12 protein-coding genes and 2 riboswitches are annotated in these 16,350 nt (G+C 70.3%); of the genes, 6 read left to right on the top strand and 6 right to left on the bottom strand.

Annotated elements, in window-relative coordinates; translation table 11 throughout:
* Position 1: 1 nt before the first annotated feature.
* The 4 genes from ftsR (at position 2) to gcvP (ending at position 5,383) form a co-directional block, all read left to right on the top strand.
* Complete coding sequence (ftsR, locus tag H7I41_RS01760; RefSeq protein ID WP_264010835.1) at positions 2-748, top strand: transcriptional regulator FtsR; 747 nt, start codon at positions 2-4, stop codon at positions 746-748.
* A 94-nt stretch (positions 749-842) separates the two neighbouring features.
* Positions 843-1,337 carry a bifunctional nuclease family protein gene (locus H7I41_RS01755; RefSeq protein ID WP_264010834.1) on the top strand — a complete coding sequence of 165 codons (495 nt, stop codon included), beginning with the start codon at positions 843-845 and terminating at the stop codon, positions 1,335-1,337.
* A 238-nt stretch (positions 1,338-1,575) separates the two neighbouring features.
* The gene (locus tag H7I41_RS01750; RefSeq protein WP_264010833.1) at positions 1,576-2,199 is read left to right on the top strand and encodes a MerR family transcriptional regulator; all 624 of its coding nucleotides are present in this window, start codon (positions 1,576-1,578) and stop codon (positions 2,197-2,199) included.
* 77 nt (positions 2,200-2,276) lie between these two features.
* Positions 2,277-2,375: riboswitch (glycine riboswitch) on the top strand.
* Positions 2,376-2,484: riboswitch (glycine riboswitch) on the top strand.
* Between the two features lie 52 nt (positions 2,485-2,536).
* The gene (gcvP, locus tag H7I41_RS01745; protein WP_264010832.1) at positions 2,537-5,383 is read left to right on the top strand and encodes an aminomethyl-transferring glycine dehydrogenase; all 2,847 of its coding nucleotides are present in this window, start codon (positions 2,537-2,539) and stop codon (positions 5,381-5,383) included.
* A 1-nt stretch (position 5,384) separates the two neighbouring features.
* Here gcvP and H7I41_RS01740 read toward each other — a convergent pair whose 3' ends face one another.
* The 6 genes from H7I41_RS01740 to H7I41_RS01715 all read right to left on the bottom strand — a co-directional run bounded on the left by H7I41_RS01740 (position 5,385) and on the right by H7I41_RS01715 (position 14,202).
* On the bottom strand, positions 5,385-6,038 hold the full coding sequence (locus tag H7I41_RS01740; protein ID WP_264010831.1) for a LysM peptidoglycan-binding domain-containing protein: 654 nt from the start codon (positions 6,036-6,038) through the stop codon (positions 5,385-5,387).
* An 83-nt stretch (positions 6,039-6,121) separates the two neighbouring features.
* Positions 6,122-8,455 (bottom strand): substrate-binding domain-containing protein, encoded by a 2,334-nt coding sequence (locus H7I41_RS01735; protein ID WP_264010830.1) that lies wholly within the window; start codon positions 8,453-8,455, stop codon positions 6,122-6,124.
* A gap of 101 nt (positions 8,456-8,556) precedes the next feature.
* The gene (locus tag H7I41_RS01730; protein ID WP_264010829.1) at positions 8,557-10,788 is read right to left on the bottom strand and encodes a malate synthase G; all 2,232 of its coding nucleotides are present in this window, start codon (positions 10,786-10,788) and stop codon (positions 8,557-8,559) included.
* Between the two features lie 54 nt (positions 10,789-10,842).
* On the bottom strand, positions 10,843-11,787 hold the full coding sequence (locus H7I41_RS01725) for a 3-methyladenine DNA glycosylase (RefSeq protein WP_264010828.1): 945 nt from the start codon (positions 11,785-11,787) through the stop codon (positions 10,843-10,845).
* Positions 11,780-12,832: a hemolysin family protein gene (locus tag H7I41_RS01720; RefSeq protein WP_264010827.1), complete on the bottom strand. Its 1,053-nt coding sequence runs from the start codon at positions 12,830-12,832 to the stop codon at positions 11,780-11,782. Before H7I41_RS01720 ends, H7I41_RS01725 begins: the two co-directional genes overlap by 8 nt.
* Positions 12,832-14,202, bottom strand: coding sequence for a hemolysin family protein (locus tag H7I41_RS01715; RefSeq protein WP_264010826.1), 1,371 nt, complete (start codon positions 14,200-14,202; stop codon positions 12,832-12,834). Before H7I41_RS01715 ends, H7I41_RS01720 begins: the two co-directional genes overlap by 1 nt.
* 327 nt (positions 14,203-14,529) lie before the next feature.
* On the opposite strand from H7I41_RS01715, the gene H7I41_RS01710 reads away from it, so the two are divergent.
* Positions 14,530-15,558 (top strand): iron ABC transporter substrate-binding protein, encoded by a 1,029-nt coding sequence (locus H7I41_RS01710; protein WP_264010825.1) that lies wholly within the window; start codon positions 14,530-14,532, stop codon positions 15,556-15,558.
* A gap of 20 nt (positions 15,559-15,578) precedes the next feature.
* Positions 15,579-16,350, top strand: a 772-nt coding sequence (locus H7I41_RS01705) for an ABC transporter permease (RefSeq protein ID WP_264010824.1), incomplete at its 3' end; no start/stop codon positions are given.

Raw genomic sequence — 16,350 nt, 5'->3', positions numbered from 1 at the left:
CGTGACCGCCCCCGACACCCCCGCGTTCTCCGGGATGTCGATCGGAGCGGTCCTCGATCTGCTGCGACCGGACTTCCCGGACGTGACCATCTCCAAGATCCGGTTCCTCGAGGCCGAGGGTCTGGTCACACCGGAGCGCACCGCGTCGGGCTACCGGCGGTTCACGGCATACGACTGCGCACGGCTGCGGTTCGTGCTGACCGCCCAGCGGGACCAGTACCTGCCCCTGAAGGTGATCAAGGCGCAGCTGGACGCACAACCGGACGGCGAGCTGCCGCAACCCAAGTCGCCCTACGGGGTGCCGCGGCTGGTGCCGGCGGACGGTGACGCCGGGGACACCGCCGACGGCGCGGCGGCGTCGGGGGTGGCACGCACGCAGGTCCGGTTGAGCCGCGAGGACCTGCTCACGCGATCCGGTGTGGCGGAGGAGCTGCTGACCGCACTGGTCAAGAGCGGCGTCATCACCACCGGGCCCGGCGGATTCTTCGACGAGCATTCCGTGGTGATCGCGCAGTGCGCCCGGGCGCTCGCCGAATACGGCGTCGAGCCGCGGCACCTGCGGGCGTTCCGGTCGGCGGCGGACCGCCAGTCCGACCTGATCGCCCAAATCGCGGGTCCCGTCGGCAAAGGCAGTCAGGCCGGAGCCCGTGACCGGGCCGACGACCTCGCCCGCGAGGTGGCGGCCCTGGCGATCACCTTGCACACGTCATTGATCAAGTCGGCCGTACGCGACGTACTGGATCGGTGAGGATTAGACTCGCCGTGACGGCTTTTTCGTCGCGTCCGGGGCCCGCTGGGCCCCGAACGGTTAGCGGCACACCGGGTGCGGAGGGCAGACACTGATGGCTGAGGTACGGGTGGTCGGCATTCGCGTGGAACAGCCTCAGAACCAGCCGGTGCTGCTGCTGCGCGAATCCAACGGTGACCGGTACCTGCCGATCTGGATCGGTCAGTCCGAAGCCGCCGCGATCGCACTCGAGCAGCAGGGGGTCGAGCCGGCCCGGCCGCTGACCCACGACCTGATCCGCGACCTGATCGCCGCGCTCGGGCACTCACTGCGCGAGGTCCGCATCGTCGACCTGCAGGAGGGCACCTTCTACGCCGACCTCGTCTTCGACCGCGACATCAAGGTGTCGGCGCGGCCGTCGGATTCGGTGGCGATCGCGTTGCGCGTCGGCGTCCCGATCTACGTCGAGGAGGCGGTGCTGGCCGAGGCCGGCCTGCTGATCCCCGACGAGAACGACGAGGAGGCCGCGGGCGCCGTCCGTGAGGACGAGGTGGAGAAGTTCAAGGAGTTCCTGGACAGCGTGTCGCCCGACGACTTCAAGGCGACCTGATTCCGGCCGTGGCTCCGTCGATGGTCACGGATGCGTCTCAACTGGCGACTCCGGCGTCGACACGCGGCGCAGGTGCCCGGCAACGGTGGAGCAGGCCGCCATACTTTGAGGGCGACGGGCAGTCACCGGCCGTCGGAAAGCGTATGCTCGGACACATTCGGACTCGTGGCAGGTGGACTGCAGTGCAGGTCAACGCAGTTTCCCCGCGAGCGGGTTCGGTCGGCGAGAGGATTCCATAGTGGGCGACACGCCACGTCAGGAGCAGCTGGATCTGTCCTCCGGCGAGAGGGCGGCCAACCCGGCCACCGCACCGGTCGGCGAACCCGTCCAGGGCGGCCTGTTCCCCGACGACTCGGTGCCCGACGAACTCGTCGGCTACCGCGGGCCGAGCGCCTGCCAGATCGCCGGCATCACCTACCGGCAGCTGGACTACTGGGCCCGCACCTCGCTGGTGGTGCCCTCCATCCGGGGCGCCGCAGGGTCGGGCAGCCAGCGGCTGTACTCGTTCAAGGACATCCTGGTCCTCAAGATCGTCAAGCGACTGCTGGACACCGGCATCTCGCTGCACAACATCCGGGTGGCCGTCGAGCACCTGCGTCAGCGCGGCGTCAGCGACCTGGCCAACATCACGCTGTTCTCCGACGGCACCACCGTCTACGAGTGCACCTCCGCCGAGGAGGTGGTCGACCTGCTGCAGGGCGGCCAGGGCGTGTTCGGCATCGCCGTCTCCGGCGCGATGCGGGAACTGACCGGCGCGATCGCGGACTTCCCCGGCGAGCGGGCCGACGGCGGCGAGTCGATCGCCGCTCCCGAGGACGAGCTCGCGTCGCGGCGCAAGCACCGCGACCGCAAGATCGGCTGACCGGGCACCACTTCTGCGCCGCGCGACACGCGGTGCACGGCGACGGCATCGGCCGACCGCTAGACTGGTCGACGCATCGCCCACACGCGGGAGAGATCCGTGGCTGTAGGTCACGGGCGCCGAAGGAGCAACACCTCTCCGTCAACCTCTCAGGCACCCAGGACCGCGCGTGACCCCGATGCCTCTGGAAAGTGGTGGGCCCACCGGGCACGGCGGCCGTCCACCCGCCCATGGGGAAAGGCGCTCGCGCCGAATCTCTCAGGCACCGACGACAGAGGGAGAGGAACCCGAGCGGTACGCAGCGGTTTCCGCCCTCACGCGTCAGGAGTGCTGACCAGTGGTTGACACCCACCCCACCCGTTTCGCCGACCGGCACATCGGCCCCGATGCCGACGCCGTCGCCACGATGCTCGACACCATCGGTGTGGCGTCGCTGCAGGAACTCGCCGACAAGGCGCTCCCCGCGGACATCATCGACGCGCTGTCGGCCGACGGCGTGGCGCCCGGGCTGGAGCAGCTGCCGCCGCCGGCCTCCGAGCAGGAGGCGCTCGCCGAACTGCGCGCGCTGGCGGACTCGAACACCGTGGCCGTGTCGATGATCGGGCAGGGCTACTTCGACACGTTGACGCCGCCGGTGCTGCGCCGCAACATCCTCGAGAACCCCGCGTGGTACACCGCCTACACCCCCTACCAACCGGAGATCAGCCAGGGCCGGCTGGAGGCCCTGCTCAACTTCCAGACCATGGTCTGCGACCTGACGGGCCTCGAGGTGTCCAACGCGTCGATGCTCGACGAGGGCACGGCCGCCGCCGAGGCGATGACGCTGATGCAGCGGGCGGGTAAGAGCAAGTCCCACCGGCTGGCCGTCGACGTGGACGTCTACACCCAGACCGCGGCGGTGCTCGCCACCCGGGCCGCACCGCTGGGCATCGAGATCGTCACCGCGGACCTGCGCGACGGACTGCCCGACGGCGACTTCTTCGGCGTCGTCGCCCAGCTGCCCGGCGCGAGCGGGGCGGTGGTGGACTGGTCGGCACTGGTCACCGAGGCGCACGAACGCGGGGCGCTGGTCGCCTTCGGCGCAGACCTGCTCGCGCTGACCCTGATCACCCCGCCCGGCGAGTTCGGCGCCGACGTCGCGTTCGGCACCACCCAGCGGTTCGGCGTGCCGATGGGCTTCGGCGGACCGCACGCCGGCTACCTCGCGGTGCACACCAAGCACGCCCGGCAGCTTCCCGGCCGGCTGGTCGGGGTGTCCGTCGACGCGGACGGCTCGCCGGCGTACCGGCTGGCGCTGCAGACCCGCGAACAGCACATCCGCCGCGACAAGGCCACCAGCAACATCTGCACCGCACAGGTGCTGCTCGCGGTGATCGCCGCGATGTATGCCAGCTATCACGGCCCCGAGGGGCTGACGTCGATCGCGCGACGGGTGCACGGACACGCCCGCGCCGTCGCCACCGGACTGGCCGATGCCGGGGTGGAGGTGGTGCACGACGCCTTCTTCGACACCGTGCTCGCCCGCGTGCCGGGTCGCGCCGCGCAGGTCCGCGACGAGGCCAAGGCGAGCGGCATCAACGTCTGGCAGGTCGACGCCGACCACGTCTCGGTCTCCTGCGACGAGGCCACCACCGCCGAGCACGTCGCGACGGTGCTGTCGGCGTTCGGCGCCGACCGCGGCGGCGCGCCCTTCACCGGGCCCGAGATCGCCACCCGCACTTCGGAATTCATGACCCATCCGGCGTTCTCGCGGTACCGCACCGAGACCGAGATGATGCGGTACCTGCGGTCGCTGGCGGACAAGGACATCGCCCTGGACCGCAGCATGATCCCGCTCGGGTCGTGCACGATGAAACTCAATGCGGCCGCCGAGATGGAACCCATCACCTGGCCGGAGTTCGCCCGTCAGCACCCGTTCGCCGCCGCCTCGGACACCCCGGGCCTGCGCAGGCTGATCGCCGATCTGCAGGAGTGGTTGACCGGCATCACCGGCTACGACGAGATCTCGCTGCAGCCCAACGCCGGCTCGCAGGGCGAGTACGCCGGACTGCTGGCGATCCAGGCCTACCACCTCAGCCGCGGTGACGCCGAACGGAACATCTGCCTGATCCCGTCGAGTGCGCACGGCACCAACGCGGCGTCGGCGGCGCTGGCGGGTATGCGGGTGGCGGTGGTGGCCTGCCGCCCCAACGGTGACGTGGACCTCGACGACCTGCGGGCCAAGGTGGCCGAGCACGCGGAACGCCTTGCGGCGCTGATGATCACCTATCCCTCCACGCACGGGGTGTACGAACACGACGTCGCCGACATCTGCGCTGCCGTGCACGACGCGGGCGGTCAGGTCTACGTCGACGGCGCCAACCTCAACGCGCTGGTGGGTCTGGCGCGCCCGGGCCGGTTCGGCGGCGACGTCAGCCACCTGAACCTGCACAAGACGTTCTGCATCCCGCACGGCGGCGGCGGCCCCGGCGTCGGTCCGGTGGCGGTGCGGTCGCATCTGGCGCCCTACCTGCCCGGCCACCCGCTGGCCGACGAACTCGGTGACGACTACACCGTGTCGGCCGCGCCGTACGGATCGGCGTCAATCCTGCCGATCACCTGGGCCTACATCCGGATGATGGGGGCCGCGGGACTGCGTGCGGCGTCGTTGACGGCGATCGCCTCGGCCAACTACATCGCCCGCCGGCTCGACGAGTACTACCCGGTGCTCTACACCGGCGAGAACGGCATGGTCGCCCACGAGTGCATCCTGGATCTGCGCCCCATCACCAAGCAGACCGGCGTCACCGTCGACGATGTCGCGAAACGGTTGGCGGACTACGGTTTCCATGCTCCGACGATGAGCTTCCCGGTGGCCGGCACCCTGATGGTGGAGCCCACCGAGAGTGAGAGCCTGACCGAGGTCGACGCCTTCATCGCGGCCATGATCGCCATCCGCGCGGAGATCGACCGTGTCGGATCGGGGGAGTGGTCGGTCGACGACAACCCGCTGCGCGGCGCACCGCACACCGCGGAGTGCCTGCTGGTGGCGGACTGGGACCACCCGTACACCCGCGAGGAGGCCGCCTACCCGCTCGGCAAGGGTCACCGGCCGAAGGTGTGGCCACCGGTGCGCCGCATCGACGGCGCCTACGGCGACCGCAACCTGGTGTGCTCGTGCCCGCCGGTCGAGGCGTTCGCCTGATTCAGGGCCACATCGACGGGAAGTGCACGACCTGCCCGACCTCGACATGGTCGGGATCGGTGATCAGGTTGGCCGCGGCGGTCAGCTTCACCGCGGTCAGCGTGCGGTCCGCGCCGTAGTCGCCGTACTCGTCGGTGGCCAGCCGCCACAGGGTGTCGCCGCGGACCACGCTGCGGCGCCGGTTCATCCGCGGCCGGGTCAGCAGGGTCCCGGGCGGGTGGACGGAGCCGCCCAGCCGGTTGGCGATCGCGATGATCGTCCAGAACGTCGGGACGCCGTACCAGTCGTCCGCGAGGGTCTCCAGAGTTTCCCCCTCGGCCATCGTGTGGTGCCCGGCGTCGGCCAGGTCTGGCACCACCAGCCACTCGCCGACCTCGAGCGGACGCTGCGCGGCCCCGCTGGCGACCTCGTAGACCCCGCTCATCGCTACGTCGTGGTAGAAGCGCCGCGCCAGATCGGCCTTCCTGTCACCGGCGCGGACCTGGTAGCGGTACGTGACGTAGGGGATCGCCAACTCCTGGCCGACGACGATGTCGTCGGGGTCGGCAAGGTCGTTGGCCACCGCGATCACCCTGTGACGGCGGCCGTCACCGTAGAACTGTTCGGCGATGCCCCACAGGGTGTCGCCTGCCTTGACGGAATATTTGTTGCCCATGCGCTCAGGGTCGGCGCGCCGGAGCGCTCTGGCACGAGTAGTGCGCTACCCGAGTCACCGGCGTCACCCGGTGTCGCCGGGGCTCAGCCGAGGAAGCGGGTGATCGCGCCGGTCAGGTCGGGGGAACTGGAGGTGCCCAGGTTCTGGTAGGTGCCGCGGGTGGTCTGCGCGACGGCCTCCCAGGTGGCCTGATCGGAGTCGGAGCCGAAGTCGATGACGTTCACCGCCACCGGACGCGCGGGGTCGAAGGCCTCCCGGACGAACGCCTGAAGTCCCGCCCCGTCCAGCGACTGGTCCGTGTGCGGGCCCTCGGTGATCACCAACACCGAATTGGGTTGTCCTGGCCGGAAGTTCGCGAGCGCCTCGTTGTAGACCAGACGCAGCGTGGTGAACGAGACGGCGCCGCCCGACGTCGACGCCAACGAATCCAGTGTCGTCGTCAGATTCTGCGAACGCGGTGTGCCTCCGACGGGCTCCGACAGCGGGCCCATCGGCACCCGCGAGGAGCCGGCTGCGCCGTCGAAGGTCCACAGTCCGACGGCCGCGGTCGGCGGCAGCGCGTCGATGCGGGGGATCAGGGCGTTGACGACGTTGCCCATCCGCGAGTTGTTGCCCTCGGCGGCGGGCATCGACTGGTCGAGCATGATCGTGACCGCTGAACCCTTCGCAGGTGCGGTCAACGCGTCGGCCATGGTGGCGCGCATCGCGCTGTCGCCGATGGACAGCGGCGCCGACACCGGCGCGAACGCCGTGACATCGCTGGCAGGCGGGGTGGCGCCCTCGGCGCGGAAGCCGGCCTTGGCCAGTTCGGCGAGCCCCTCGGGTTTGCGCATGAAGCGGGCGAACTCACTGGCCGCCGCGACCTGCTCCTTGGACAGCCAGTCGCCGGACAGCAGAACGGTGGGGTAGTCGGCGGTGGCCGTCGGGCCGGGCGGCAGCCAGGACGCCAGCGTGTTCTTCGCATTGGGCAGTGACGCGCCGCGCTGGAACAGCTGCTGCTCGGTGACCGCGACCGCATGCACCGGGGCCGTCGCCGGGTCGGGCGCCTTCACCAGCGCGTCGATCGCCGTACCCGCTTTGTCGTCGGCCAGTTTCGGCTGGCCCGCCAGCAGCGTGTTGACCGCGGACATCCCGCCACTCGCCGGTGCGCCCGGCGGGGCCGACGCGGCGGCGACCGCCTCGGCGGCGAGGTAGGACGCGTCGCTGTCACCGCTGCGCGGAAGCGCCAGCTTCAGCGAACCCCACCCGGGCAGGTTGAGCCCGTCGAGACCGGTCGGGTTGGTCTGCAGCCTGGGCAGGGTCGACCAGTTCTGCTGTCCGAGCGCGGCTCTCATCTGCGGACGGACGGCCAGCAGCACCGGCGAGGTGACCAGCGACCGGCTGTCGTCGATGGTCTGCGGCCCGGAAGCGGCCTCGAGGCGCGCCGCGGAGATGCTGCTGGCGGGGACCCACAGCGCGGGCCGTTCACCGAGGTCGGCCGGCCAGTCCCCGGTGAACCCGTTGACCACCTGGTCCGATCCTGCTGGCTTGACACCGATCTTCACGCAGCGGTCGCCGACCGGGCTCGCCGTCTCGTTGTATCCGTTGGCCAGTGTCTCGATCTGCGGTGCGATGGACGGGTCGGCCAGCACGGCCACGGTGAGTTCACCGTCGACGCAGCGCGCGGCCGCGACGTCGCTGCGGTCGGACAGCGCATCACCGAAGAAGCGCCACAGGATGACGGCGGCCACCACCACGACGACGGTCACCAGGGCGGCGATCACGCCGACGCTGACACCGCGCCGCCCGGACGCGACGGCGCGGTGGCTGCCTGTCCATTCCCCGCCGTCCCAGTCACCGCTGTGCTGGGGGCCTGCCGGTGTGGACGGCGGCGGGCCGCCGGGCCCGTAGTCGTCGTCGTAGTCGTCGTCGACGTCGTCATCGGGGTGGTCATCGGGATGGTCATCGCCGCGGAAGCCGCCGTATTCGTCGCGGCGGTGGTCACGGGACGCGCCGAATCCGTGGTCCTGCAGATCGGGTTGATCGTGCTCGGGATCGCGGTAGTCGGGATCGCGGTAGCCGGAGTCCCGGAAGCCGGGAGCCCGGTGGCCGGGATCGCCGTAGCCGGCGTCCCGGTAGTCGGTGTCCCGCCCGTTTGCGTCCGAGTACTCGGTGCGGCGGTGCGCGGTCGTCGGGAAGTCGTCGGCCGGATAGTCGTCCGCGTCGTGATCCGGGTCCTGGTCCGGGTAGCCCGGATCCTGGCCGCGCCGGTCCCCGTAGTCCGGTCGCCGGTACTCCGCAGGCGGCCCGGGTTCGCCGTGGCCGCGCCCCGGACGCGGATGCGGTGTTCCCGGATCCTCGGCGGAAGTTCCGTTCTGCGGCGGGATTTCCGGTTCGTCCGCGGAGTCCTCGGGATCCGGAATGCTGTGCCTACCCATTCCTGCTCCCGTGTTCGTCTCGTCGACCGGTCATTTTCGACCGGTCATCAATGCAACGCCGAAGTCTAGTCAACGCCGATGACCCCGGATGCCGGGTCAGGTCAGCTGCGGGCGCCCGAAGCGGCCTTGAACTCGCGCCGGCGGCGATGCAGGATCGGCTCGGTGTAGCCGTTGGGCTGCGCGGTGCCGGACAGGATGAGCTCCTGGGCCGCCTGGAACGCCACGCTGCCCTCCGGGTCGGTCGCCATCGGCAGGTACTTCTCGTCGCCCGCGTTCTGCTCGTCCACCACCGCGGCCATCCGGCGCAGGCTGGTCTTCACGTCGTCCTCGGTGATCACGCCGTGCCGCAGCCAGTTCGACAGCAGCTGGCTGGAGATCCGCAGCGTGGCACGGTCCTCCATCAGCGCCACGTTGTGGATGTCGGGCACCTTCGACGAGCCCACTCCCTGGTCGATCCAGCGCACCACGTAGCCCAGGATCGACTGGCAGTTGTTGTCGACCTCCTCGCGGATCTCCTCGGGCGCCCACGCCAGCTCCTTGGCCAGCGGGATGGTCAGCAGATCGGCCAGGCTCGCGCGCTGCTTGCCCGCCAGTTCCTGCTGCACGGCGGCCACGTCCACCTGGTGGTAGTGCATCGCGTGCAGCGTCGCCGCGGTCGGCGACGGCACCCACGCGGTGGTGGCGCCGGCCTTGGGCTGCCCGATCTTCTGCTCGACCATGTCGCCCATCAGATCGGTCATCGCCCACATGCCCTTGCCGATCTGGGCGCGGCCGACGAAGCCCGCGGCCAGGCCGATGTCGACGTTGTTGTCCTCGTAGGCCTTGATCCACGGCTGGCTCTTCATCGACGCCTTGCGGATCATCGGGCCGGCCTCCATGGAGGTGTGGATCTCGTCGCCGGTGCGGTCCAGGAAGCCGGTGTTGATGAACACCACCCGGTCGGCGGCGGCCTTGATGCAGGCCTTGAGGTTGACCGTGGTGCGCCGCTCCTCGTCCATGATCCCGACCTTGAGCGTGTTCTGCGGCAGGCCCAGCACATCCTCGACCCGGCTGAACAGCTCGACGGTGTAGGCGACCTCGTCGGGTCCGTGCATCTTCGGCTTGACGATGTAGACCGACCCGGTGCGGCTGTTGGCCAGCGGACCGTTGCCACCTCCGGCGCGCAGTCCGTGGACCGCGGCCAGGCTGGTGAACAGGGCGTCCTGAACGCCTTCGTAGACCTCGTTGCCCTGGGCGTCCACGATCGCGTCGTTCGTCATCAGGTGGCCGACGTTGCGCACGAACAGCAGGCTGCGGCCGGGCACCGTGAGCTCGCCGTCGCCGTCCGGGGTGGTGTACGTGCGGTCCTCGTTGAGCACCCGCGTGAAGCTCTTGCCGTCCTTGCTGACCGGAGCCGAGAGGTCACCCCGCATCAGTCCCAGCCAGTTGCGGTAGGCGGCCGTCTTGTCGTCGGCGTCGACCGCGGCGACGGCGTCCTCGAAGTCGATGATCGTGGTGACCGCGGACTCCAGCACGACGTCCTTGACGCCCGCGGTGTCGGTGGAACCGATCGGGGAGTCGGGATCGATCAGGACCTCGATGTGCAGGCCGTGGTGGCGCAGCAGGAACGACCACTGCGGCGACCCGAAGTCGCCGGTGTAGCCGACGAACTGTTCGGGGTCGGCCAGGCCGACCGACGAACGCTCGCGCGAGGAGTCATCCGCGCTGGATTCGCCGTCGCCGAGCTCGGCCAGCAGCTGCCCGTCGTCGATCTTGAAGCCGGTCGGGTCCGACCAGGAACCCGTCGCGAGCGGCACGCTCTCGTCGAGGAACCGGCGGGCGTAGGCGATGACCTTGTCGCCACGCACCCGGTTGTAGCCGCTGCCCTGTTCGGCGCCGTCCTCCTCGGAGATGACGTCGGTGCCGTACAGCGCGTCGTACAGAGAACCCCAGCGGGCGTTGGCGGCGTTGAGGGCGAACCGGGCGTTGGTGACCGGCACGACGAGCTGCGGACCCGCGGTCGAGGTGATCTCCGCGTCCACGTTCTCGGTGGTGATGGTGAAGTCACCCGGATCGCCGGCGAGGTAGCCGATGTCGGTGAGGAACTGCTGGTACTCGTCGGCGTCGAGCGGGCCGATCGCGCGCTGGCGGTGCCACTTGTCGATCTGCGCCTGCAGGTCGTCACGGCGGGCCAGCAGCTCGGTGTTCCGTGGAGTGAGGTCGGCGACCACCTTGTCGACGCCCGACCAGAAGCTGTCCGGGTCGATGTCGGTGCCGGGCAGCGCCTCGTCGTTGACGAAGTCGTACAGCACCCGGGCCACGCGCAGATTTCCCACCTCGACGCGATCGGTCATCGTTTCCTCCTCGCTCACCGGCACGTCCGCTGACGCGACGCGCGTTGACTCACCTTACCCACCGGTAACGTCGGCCCCCGCGCCGCGCGCCGCCGTGCGCAGCAGGTCACATCTGCCGGCGAGGGTGGCTCGCAGCGGTGCGGCCCGCTCCGCGATCTCCTGCTGGGCACGCACGTACTCCGCCCGACCCGCCGGTGTCTCGACGGCGATCGGGTCGAAACCGTACCCGCTGAGGTCGTACGGGCTGGCCCGCATGTCCAGCTCCCGCGCGTCGGCGGCCAGCTCGAGACAATCCATCACCAGCTCGGAGGACACCAACGGTCCCAGCTTGTAAGCCCATTTGTAGCAATCCATCGCGGCATGGACACAACCCGGTTGCTCGGTGGCGATCTGGCGGTCGCGGGTGAGGCGTTCGGCGTTGCGGCCCGCGGCAGCATCGGTGAAGAACCGGAAAGCGTCGAAATGGCTGCAGCGCAACGGCATCGACTCGACCACCGCGTCGGTGCCCGTCGGGCCGAGGCGCAGCGGCACCTGCGCGTGGCGGACCTCGGGGGCGCGGTACACCATCGCCCACTCGTGCAGCCCGAAGCAGTTCATCCGTGGTGCCCGCCGGGCGGTCGCCGTCAGCAGGTCGGCGATGAACCCGACGGTGTCGGCCCGTCCGGCCAGGTACTCCGTGCTGACGGTGACACCCTGCGGCGTGTGGTGGTAGCCGGCGATGTCCAGGTGGCGCGCGACGGACTCGCCCGCGAGCACCACCCCGAAGCCCGGGTGCCAGCGGCGCAGCAGACGCGGCCGCAGGTTGTAGTAGGTGAACAGGAAGTCCCACACCGGATGCGCCCGGCCGGCGCGCCGGCGGGCCAGATGCGGCGCGCAGAACGCGTCGACGCGTTGCCGATGAGCGGATTCGCGTGCCTGCCACTCGGATTCGGAGAGGACCTCGGTCCCGGCGCGCAGTGGCACGTCAGCCGCCTTCGCGCGCAGCGCGACATCAGACACGGTGGGTGCCGTCCCGCACCGTCCCCACGAGGTCCTCGACCAGGTCCTCCAGCGCCACCATCGCCGTCACCGTGCCGTCGGTGGTGACCAGGGCAAGGTGGCTGTTGTCGCGCCGCAGCCGGGTCAGGGCATCGGGCAGCGGAAGCGACGCGGGCAGCGTGAGCAGCGGGCGCACCAGCGAGCGGTCCAGCACCGCCTCCGGGTCGTGCACCAGCGGCAGCACATCCTTGATGTGCAGATAGCCGACGTACTCGCCGGACGGCCCCGCGACGGGGAAGCGTGAGTAGCCGGTCTCGGCGAGTGCCCGTTCGACCGCGCCCACGGTCGGGCCGGAGTCCGCGGCTGTGGCGGACACGGTGTGGATCTCGCTGAGCGGCATCGCCACATCGCGGACCACGCGGTTGCGGATCTGCAGCGCGCGGGTCAGCCGGGTGTGCTCCTCGGTGTCGAGCAGACCCTCGGACACCGACTCGGCGATCATCTCCGAGAGCTCCACCGTGGACACCGCCACCGCCAGCTCGTCCTTCGGCTCCACCCCGAATGCCCGCAGCGTGCTGTTGGCGCACCAGTTGTAGAACGCGATGAACGGCCGAGCCGCCCGGATGTAGATCAGGTAGACCGGGATCAGCAGCATCGCCGTGGATTCCGGGCCCGCGATGGCGATGTTCTTCGGAACCATCTCACCGAGCAGGACGTGCAGCGTCACCACGATGCCGAGTGCCACCACGAACGCCACGGTGTGCAGCACCGCGTCGGGGATGCCGACGAGCCCGAACGGCTTCTCCAGCAGGTGAGCCACCGCGGGCTCGCCCACCCGGCCGAGCAGGATCGAGCACACGGTGATGCCCAACTGGGAGCCGGCCAGCATCAGCGACAGGTTCTCACCGGCCCGGATGACGGTGACGGCGCTGCTCTTGCCCTGCTCCACCAGCGCCTCGAGCCGGTCGCGGCGCGCGGAGATCAGCGCGAACTCCGAGCCGACGAAGAACGCGTTGGCCGCCAGCAGCAGCACGGTCAGCAGCACGCCGAAGAGGTCGCCGCCCATCAGTCGTCCCGCTCCTCGTCCTCGATCTCGCCGCGTCGGCCCAGCTCGGTCAGCTCGAGCTGATCGATGCGCCTGCCGTCCATCTGCACCACGGTCGCCAGCCAGTGCACCGGGTCGTCCAGGACGGTGTCCGGGTCGAAGGCGGTGAGCTCGACGGTCTCCCCGGGTTCGGGGATGTGGCCGAGTTCCTCCAGCACCAGTCCGCCGATCGTCTCGTATTCGCCTTCGGGCGCCCGGAATCCGGTCTCGGTGGCCACCTCGTCGATCCGCAGCAGGCCCGACACCTTCCAGCCGCCACCGGCGGGCTGCACGTCGGGGGTCGCGTCGTCGTGCTCGTCGCGCACGTCGCCGACGATCTCCTCGATGAGGTCTTCGACGGTGACCATGCCCGCGGTGCCGCCGTACTCGTCGACGACCAGGGCGGTCTGCAGGCCGTTGGCGCGGATCTGGGTCATCACCGCGTCGCCGTCGAGCGTCGACGGCACGGTGGCCACAGGCAGCGCCAAGGTCGCCAGCCGGGTGCTCGCCCGCTCGTCGTGCGGTATCGCGAACACCTGCTTGACGTGCACCATTCCGATCGTCGAGTCGAGGTCGCCCTCCACGATCGGGAAGCGCGAGTACCCGGTGCCGATCGCCGCCTCGATGAGGTCGGCCACGGTGTCGTCGGCCTGCATCGCCTCGATCTCGGTGCGCGGGGTCATCAGCTCCTCGGCGGTGCGCTCGCCGAACTGCAGCGACCGGTCCATCAGCACCGCGGTGACCGGGTCCAGTGATCCGCTGCGCGCCGAGTTGCGCACCAGTGAGATCAGTTCCTGCGCCGAGCGGGCCGAGCGGAGTTCCTCGGCGGGCTCGATGCCGAGGCGGCGCAGGATCCAGTTGGCGGTGCCGTTGGTCATCCGGATGAGCGGGGTGGCCAGCATCGAGAACAGCAGTTGCGGCGGCGCCGACGCGCGCGCGGTCGGCACCGGCCGCGCCACGGCCAGGTTCTTTGGCACCAGTTCGCCGAAGATCATCGACACCGAGGTGGCGATCAGGATGGCCAGCACCAGCGCCAACCCGCTGGCGACATTGGCGGGCAGGCCGAGGGCGTCAAGGCCGGGCTGCAGCAGCCGCGCGACGACGGGTTCGGCGAGGAAACCGGTGGCCAACGTGGTGATGGAGATGCCGACCTGGGCCCCGGACAGCTGGAACGACAGCGTGCGATGGGCCTTGCGGACCATGAGGTCGCGGCGATCGCCGTCGCGGGCGTTGGCCTCGACGGTGCTGCGCTCCAGTGCGGTCAGCGAGAACTCCGCCGCAACGAACACGGCGGTGCCCGCGGTCAGCACGATGATGGCCAGTATCGACAGAATCGACAGGGTCACGCTCACTGCGTTCTCCCCACGGGGGCGCCGGGCACGAGGCCCGGCCGACTAGGGGAGGGTTCCGCGTCGGACTGCTCCGGGGACGGCTGCTCGGCCCGGCAGGCCCGTTCGGTACCGGGGCCATCGGCGGGTGCCTGCGGCACGTAGTCCCTTCCTCGTTCGGCGAATGAGAATCCAATGGTAACCGGTGCGCTGTGCCGCCCGCGCGCTCGTGGTGACCAGCCGGCCGCCCGTCGCCAGAGCTGAGCCTGTCCTCAGTCGCTCGGTGATAAGTTGCCAGAGCCGGGTCGGTTCACAGCGGCCTCACAGCGCACGACGAAAGCGGGTCGATCCATGCGTTTCGCCTTGTCACGCCTCACGGCCACGGTGTGCGCCGCCGCCACCGTGCTGTCCCTGACCGCTTGCGGCGGCTCGGATTCCGTCGACGCGAGTGAGTCGCTGGTGGTGTACTCCGGCCGCAGCGAAGAGCTCGTCGGGCCGCTGCTGGAGAAGTTCAAGGCCGAGACGGGGCTCAACGTCGAGGCGCGCTACGCCAGTTCCGGGGAGATGGCCGCCCAGCTGATCACCGAGGGCGACAAGTCGCCCGCCGACGTGTTCCTGTCCCAGGACGCCGGGGCGCTCGGCGCGGTCGCCAAGGCCGGGCTGTTCGCCCAGATCGACACCGCGACACTGGAAGCCGTGCCGGCCAATTATTCGGCGGCCGACGGCACCTGGGTCGGCGTGTCCGGTCGTGCGCGGGTGGTGGTGTTCAATCCGCGGCTCGCACCGAATCCGCCCGACACCGTCGACGGCGTGCTGGCGCCGGAGTGGAAGGACAAGATCGGGTTCGCGCCGAGCAACGCGTCGTGGCAGTCGTTCGTCACCGGCCTGCGGGTGGTGCGCGGCGATGCGGGAGCCGAGCAGTGGCTGCGCGCGTTCAAGGCGCAGAACCCGAAGGCCTACGAGAACAACGTCGCGGTCCGCGATGCCGTGGACAAGGGTGAGGTCGCGCTCGGTCTGGTGAATCACTACTACCTGTACGAGCTGATCGACGCCAAGGGCGGGGACGCGGTGACCGCGCAGAACAATTTCATGGCACCGGGCGACCCGGGTGGCCTGGTCAACGTCGCCGGTGTCGGCGTCCTCAAGTCGGCACCGAATCCTGCTGGGGCGCAACGATTTGCGGCCTACCTGGTGGGCAAGACCGCCCAGGAGTACTTCGCCGGCGAGACCAAGGAGTACCCGCTGGTCGCCGGCGTCGCCACCGCCGAGGGCATGCCGCCACTGGCCGATCTGCAGCCTCCCGCGGTGGACCTGTCCCAGCTCGACGACCTCGAGGCGACCCAGGAGATGCTGGTCGCAACCGGGTTGCTGACGAACTGATCCGGGTGCGGCGAGCCGGGGTGCGCCGTCGGCCGCCCGCGCTGCTGCTCGGCGCCGCCGCGGGTGTCTCGGCGGCCACGCTGCTGCCGTTGTACTACCTCGGCGACCGGGCGCTGGCCCGCGGGTGGGCGTTCGTCGCCGACGAACTCGCCCAGCAGCGGACGGCCGCCCTGGTCGGCCGGTCACTGCTGCTGGTGGTCGTGGTGACCGCGGGATGCGTGGTGCTCGGCGTGGGGTTCGCGGTGCTACTCACCCGCACCGACGTGCCGTTCCGGCGGCTCTTCGGCGTCGTCCTGGCCCTGCCGCTGGCGATTCCGAGTTACCTGCTGGCGTTCCTGTGGCTGTCGGTGCAGCCCGCGGTGGCCGGCTTCTGGGGCGCGTGCCTGGTGCTCACCCTCGGCTGCTATCCGTACGTGTTGCTGACCACCACGGCGGCCCTGAACCGGATGGACCCCGCCCACGAGGAGGTCGCCCGCTCGCTCGGGCTGTCCGGTCTCGCTGTGCTGTTCCGGGTGACGCTGCGGCGGGTACGCGCCGCCGTCGCGGCAGGCGCGCTGCTGGTGGCGCTGTACGTGATCAGCGACTTCGGTGCCGTCGCCGCCATGCGCTACGAGGTGTTCACGTGGGTGATCTACGGCGCGTACCGCTCGGGGTTCAACCCGTCGCGGGCCGCCGTGCTGTCGCTGGTGCTGATGGTGTTCGCGCTCGCGCTGGTGATGCTCGAAGGCCGGGCACGCGGCCGGGCGGCGGCCTACCGGGTCGGCGGCGGCTCGGCACGGCCGGCGCCGGTGG

Source organism: [Mycobacterium] manitobense, from assembly GCF_025821665.1.
Classification (GTDB): Bacteria; Actinomycetota; Actinomycetes; order Mycobacteriales; family Mycobacteriaceae; genus Mycobacterium; species Mycobacterium arseniciresistens.
This window is presented reverse-complemented; position numbering and strand designations above follow the sequence as displayed.

What these genes read in the sequence shown, in the direction of transcription:
- H7I41_RS01755 (WP_264010834.1), top strand. Translation starts at nt 843, where the DNA reads ATGGCTGAGGTACGGGTGGTCGGCATTCGCGTGGAACAGCCTCAGAAC.
- H7I41_RS01740 (WP_264010831.1), bottom strand. Translation starts at nt 6,038, where the DNA reads ATGGGCAACAAATATTCCGTCAAGGCAGGCGACACCCTGTGGGGCATC.
- H7I41_RS01735 (WP_264010830.1), bottom strand. Translation starts at nt 8,455, where the DNA reads ATGGGTAGGCACAGCATTCCGGATCCCGAGGACTCCGCGGACGAACCG.
- H7I41_RS01730 (WP_264010829.1), bottom strand. Translation starts at nt 10,788, where the DNA reads ATGACCGATCGCGTCGAGGTGGGAAATCTGCGCGTGGCCCGGGTGCTG.
- H7I41_RS01720 (WP_264010827.1), bottom strand. Translation starts at nt 12,832, where the DNA reads ATGGGCGGCGACCTCTTCGGCGTGCTGCTGACCGTGCTGCTGCTGGCG.
- H7I41_RS01710 (WP_264010825.1), top strand. Translation starts at nt 14,530, where the DNA reads ATGCGTTTCGCCTTGTCACGCCTCACGGCCACGGTGTGCGCCGCCGCC.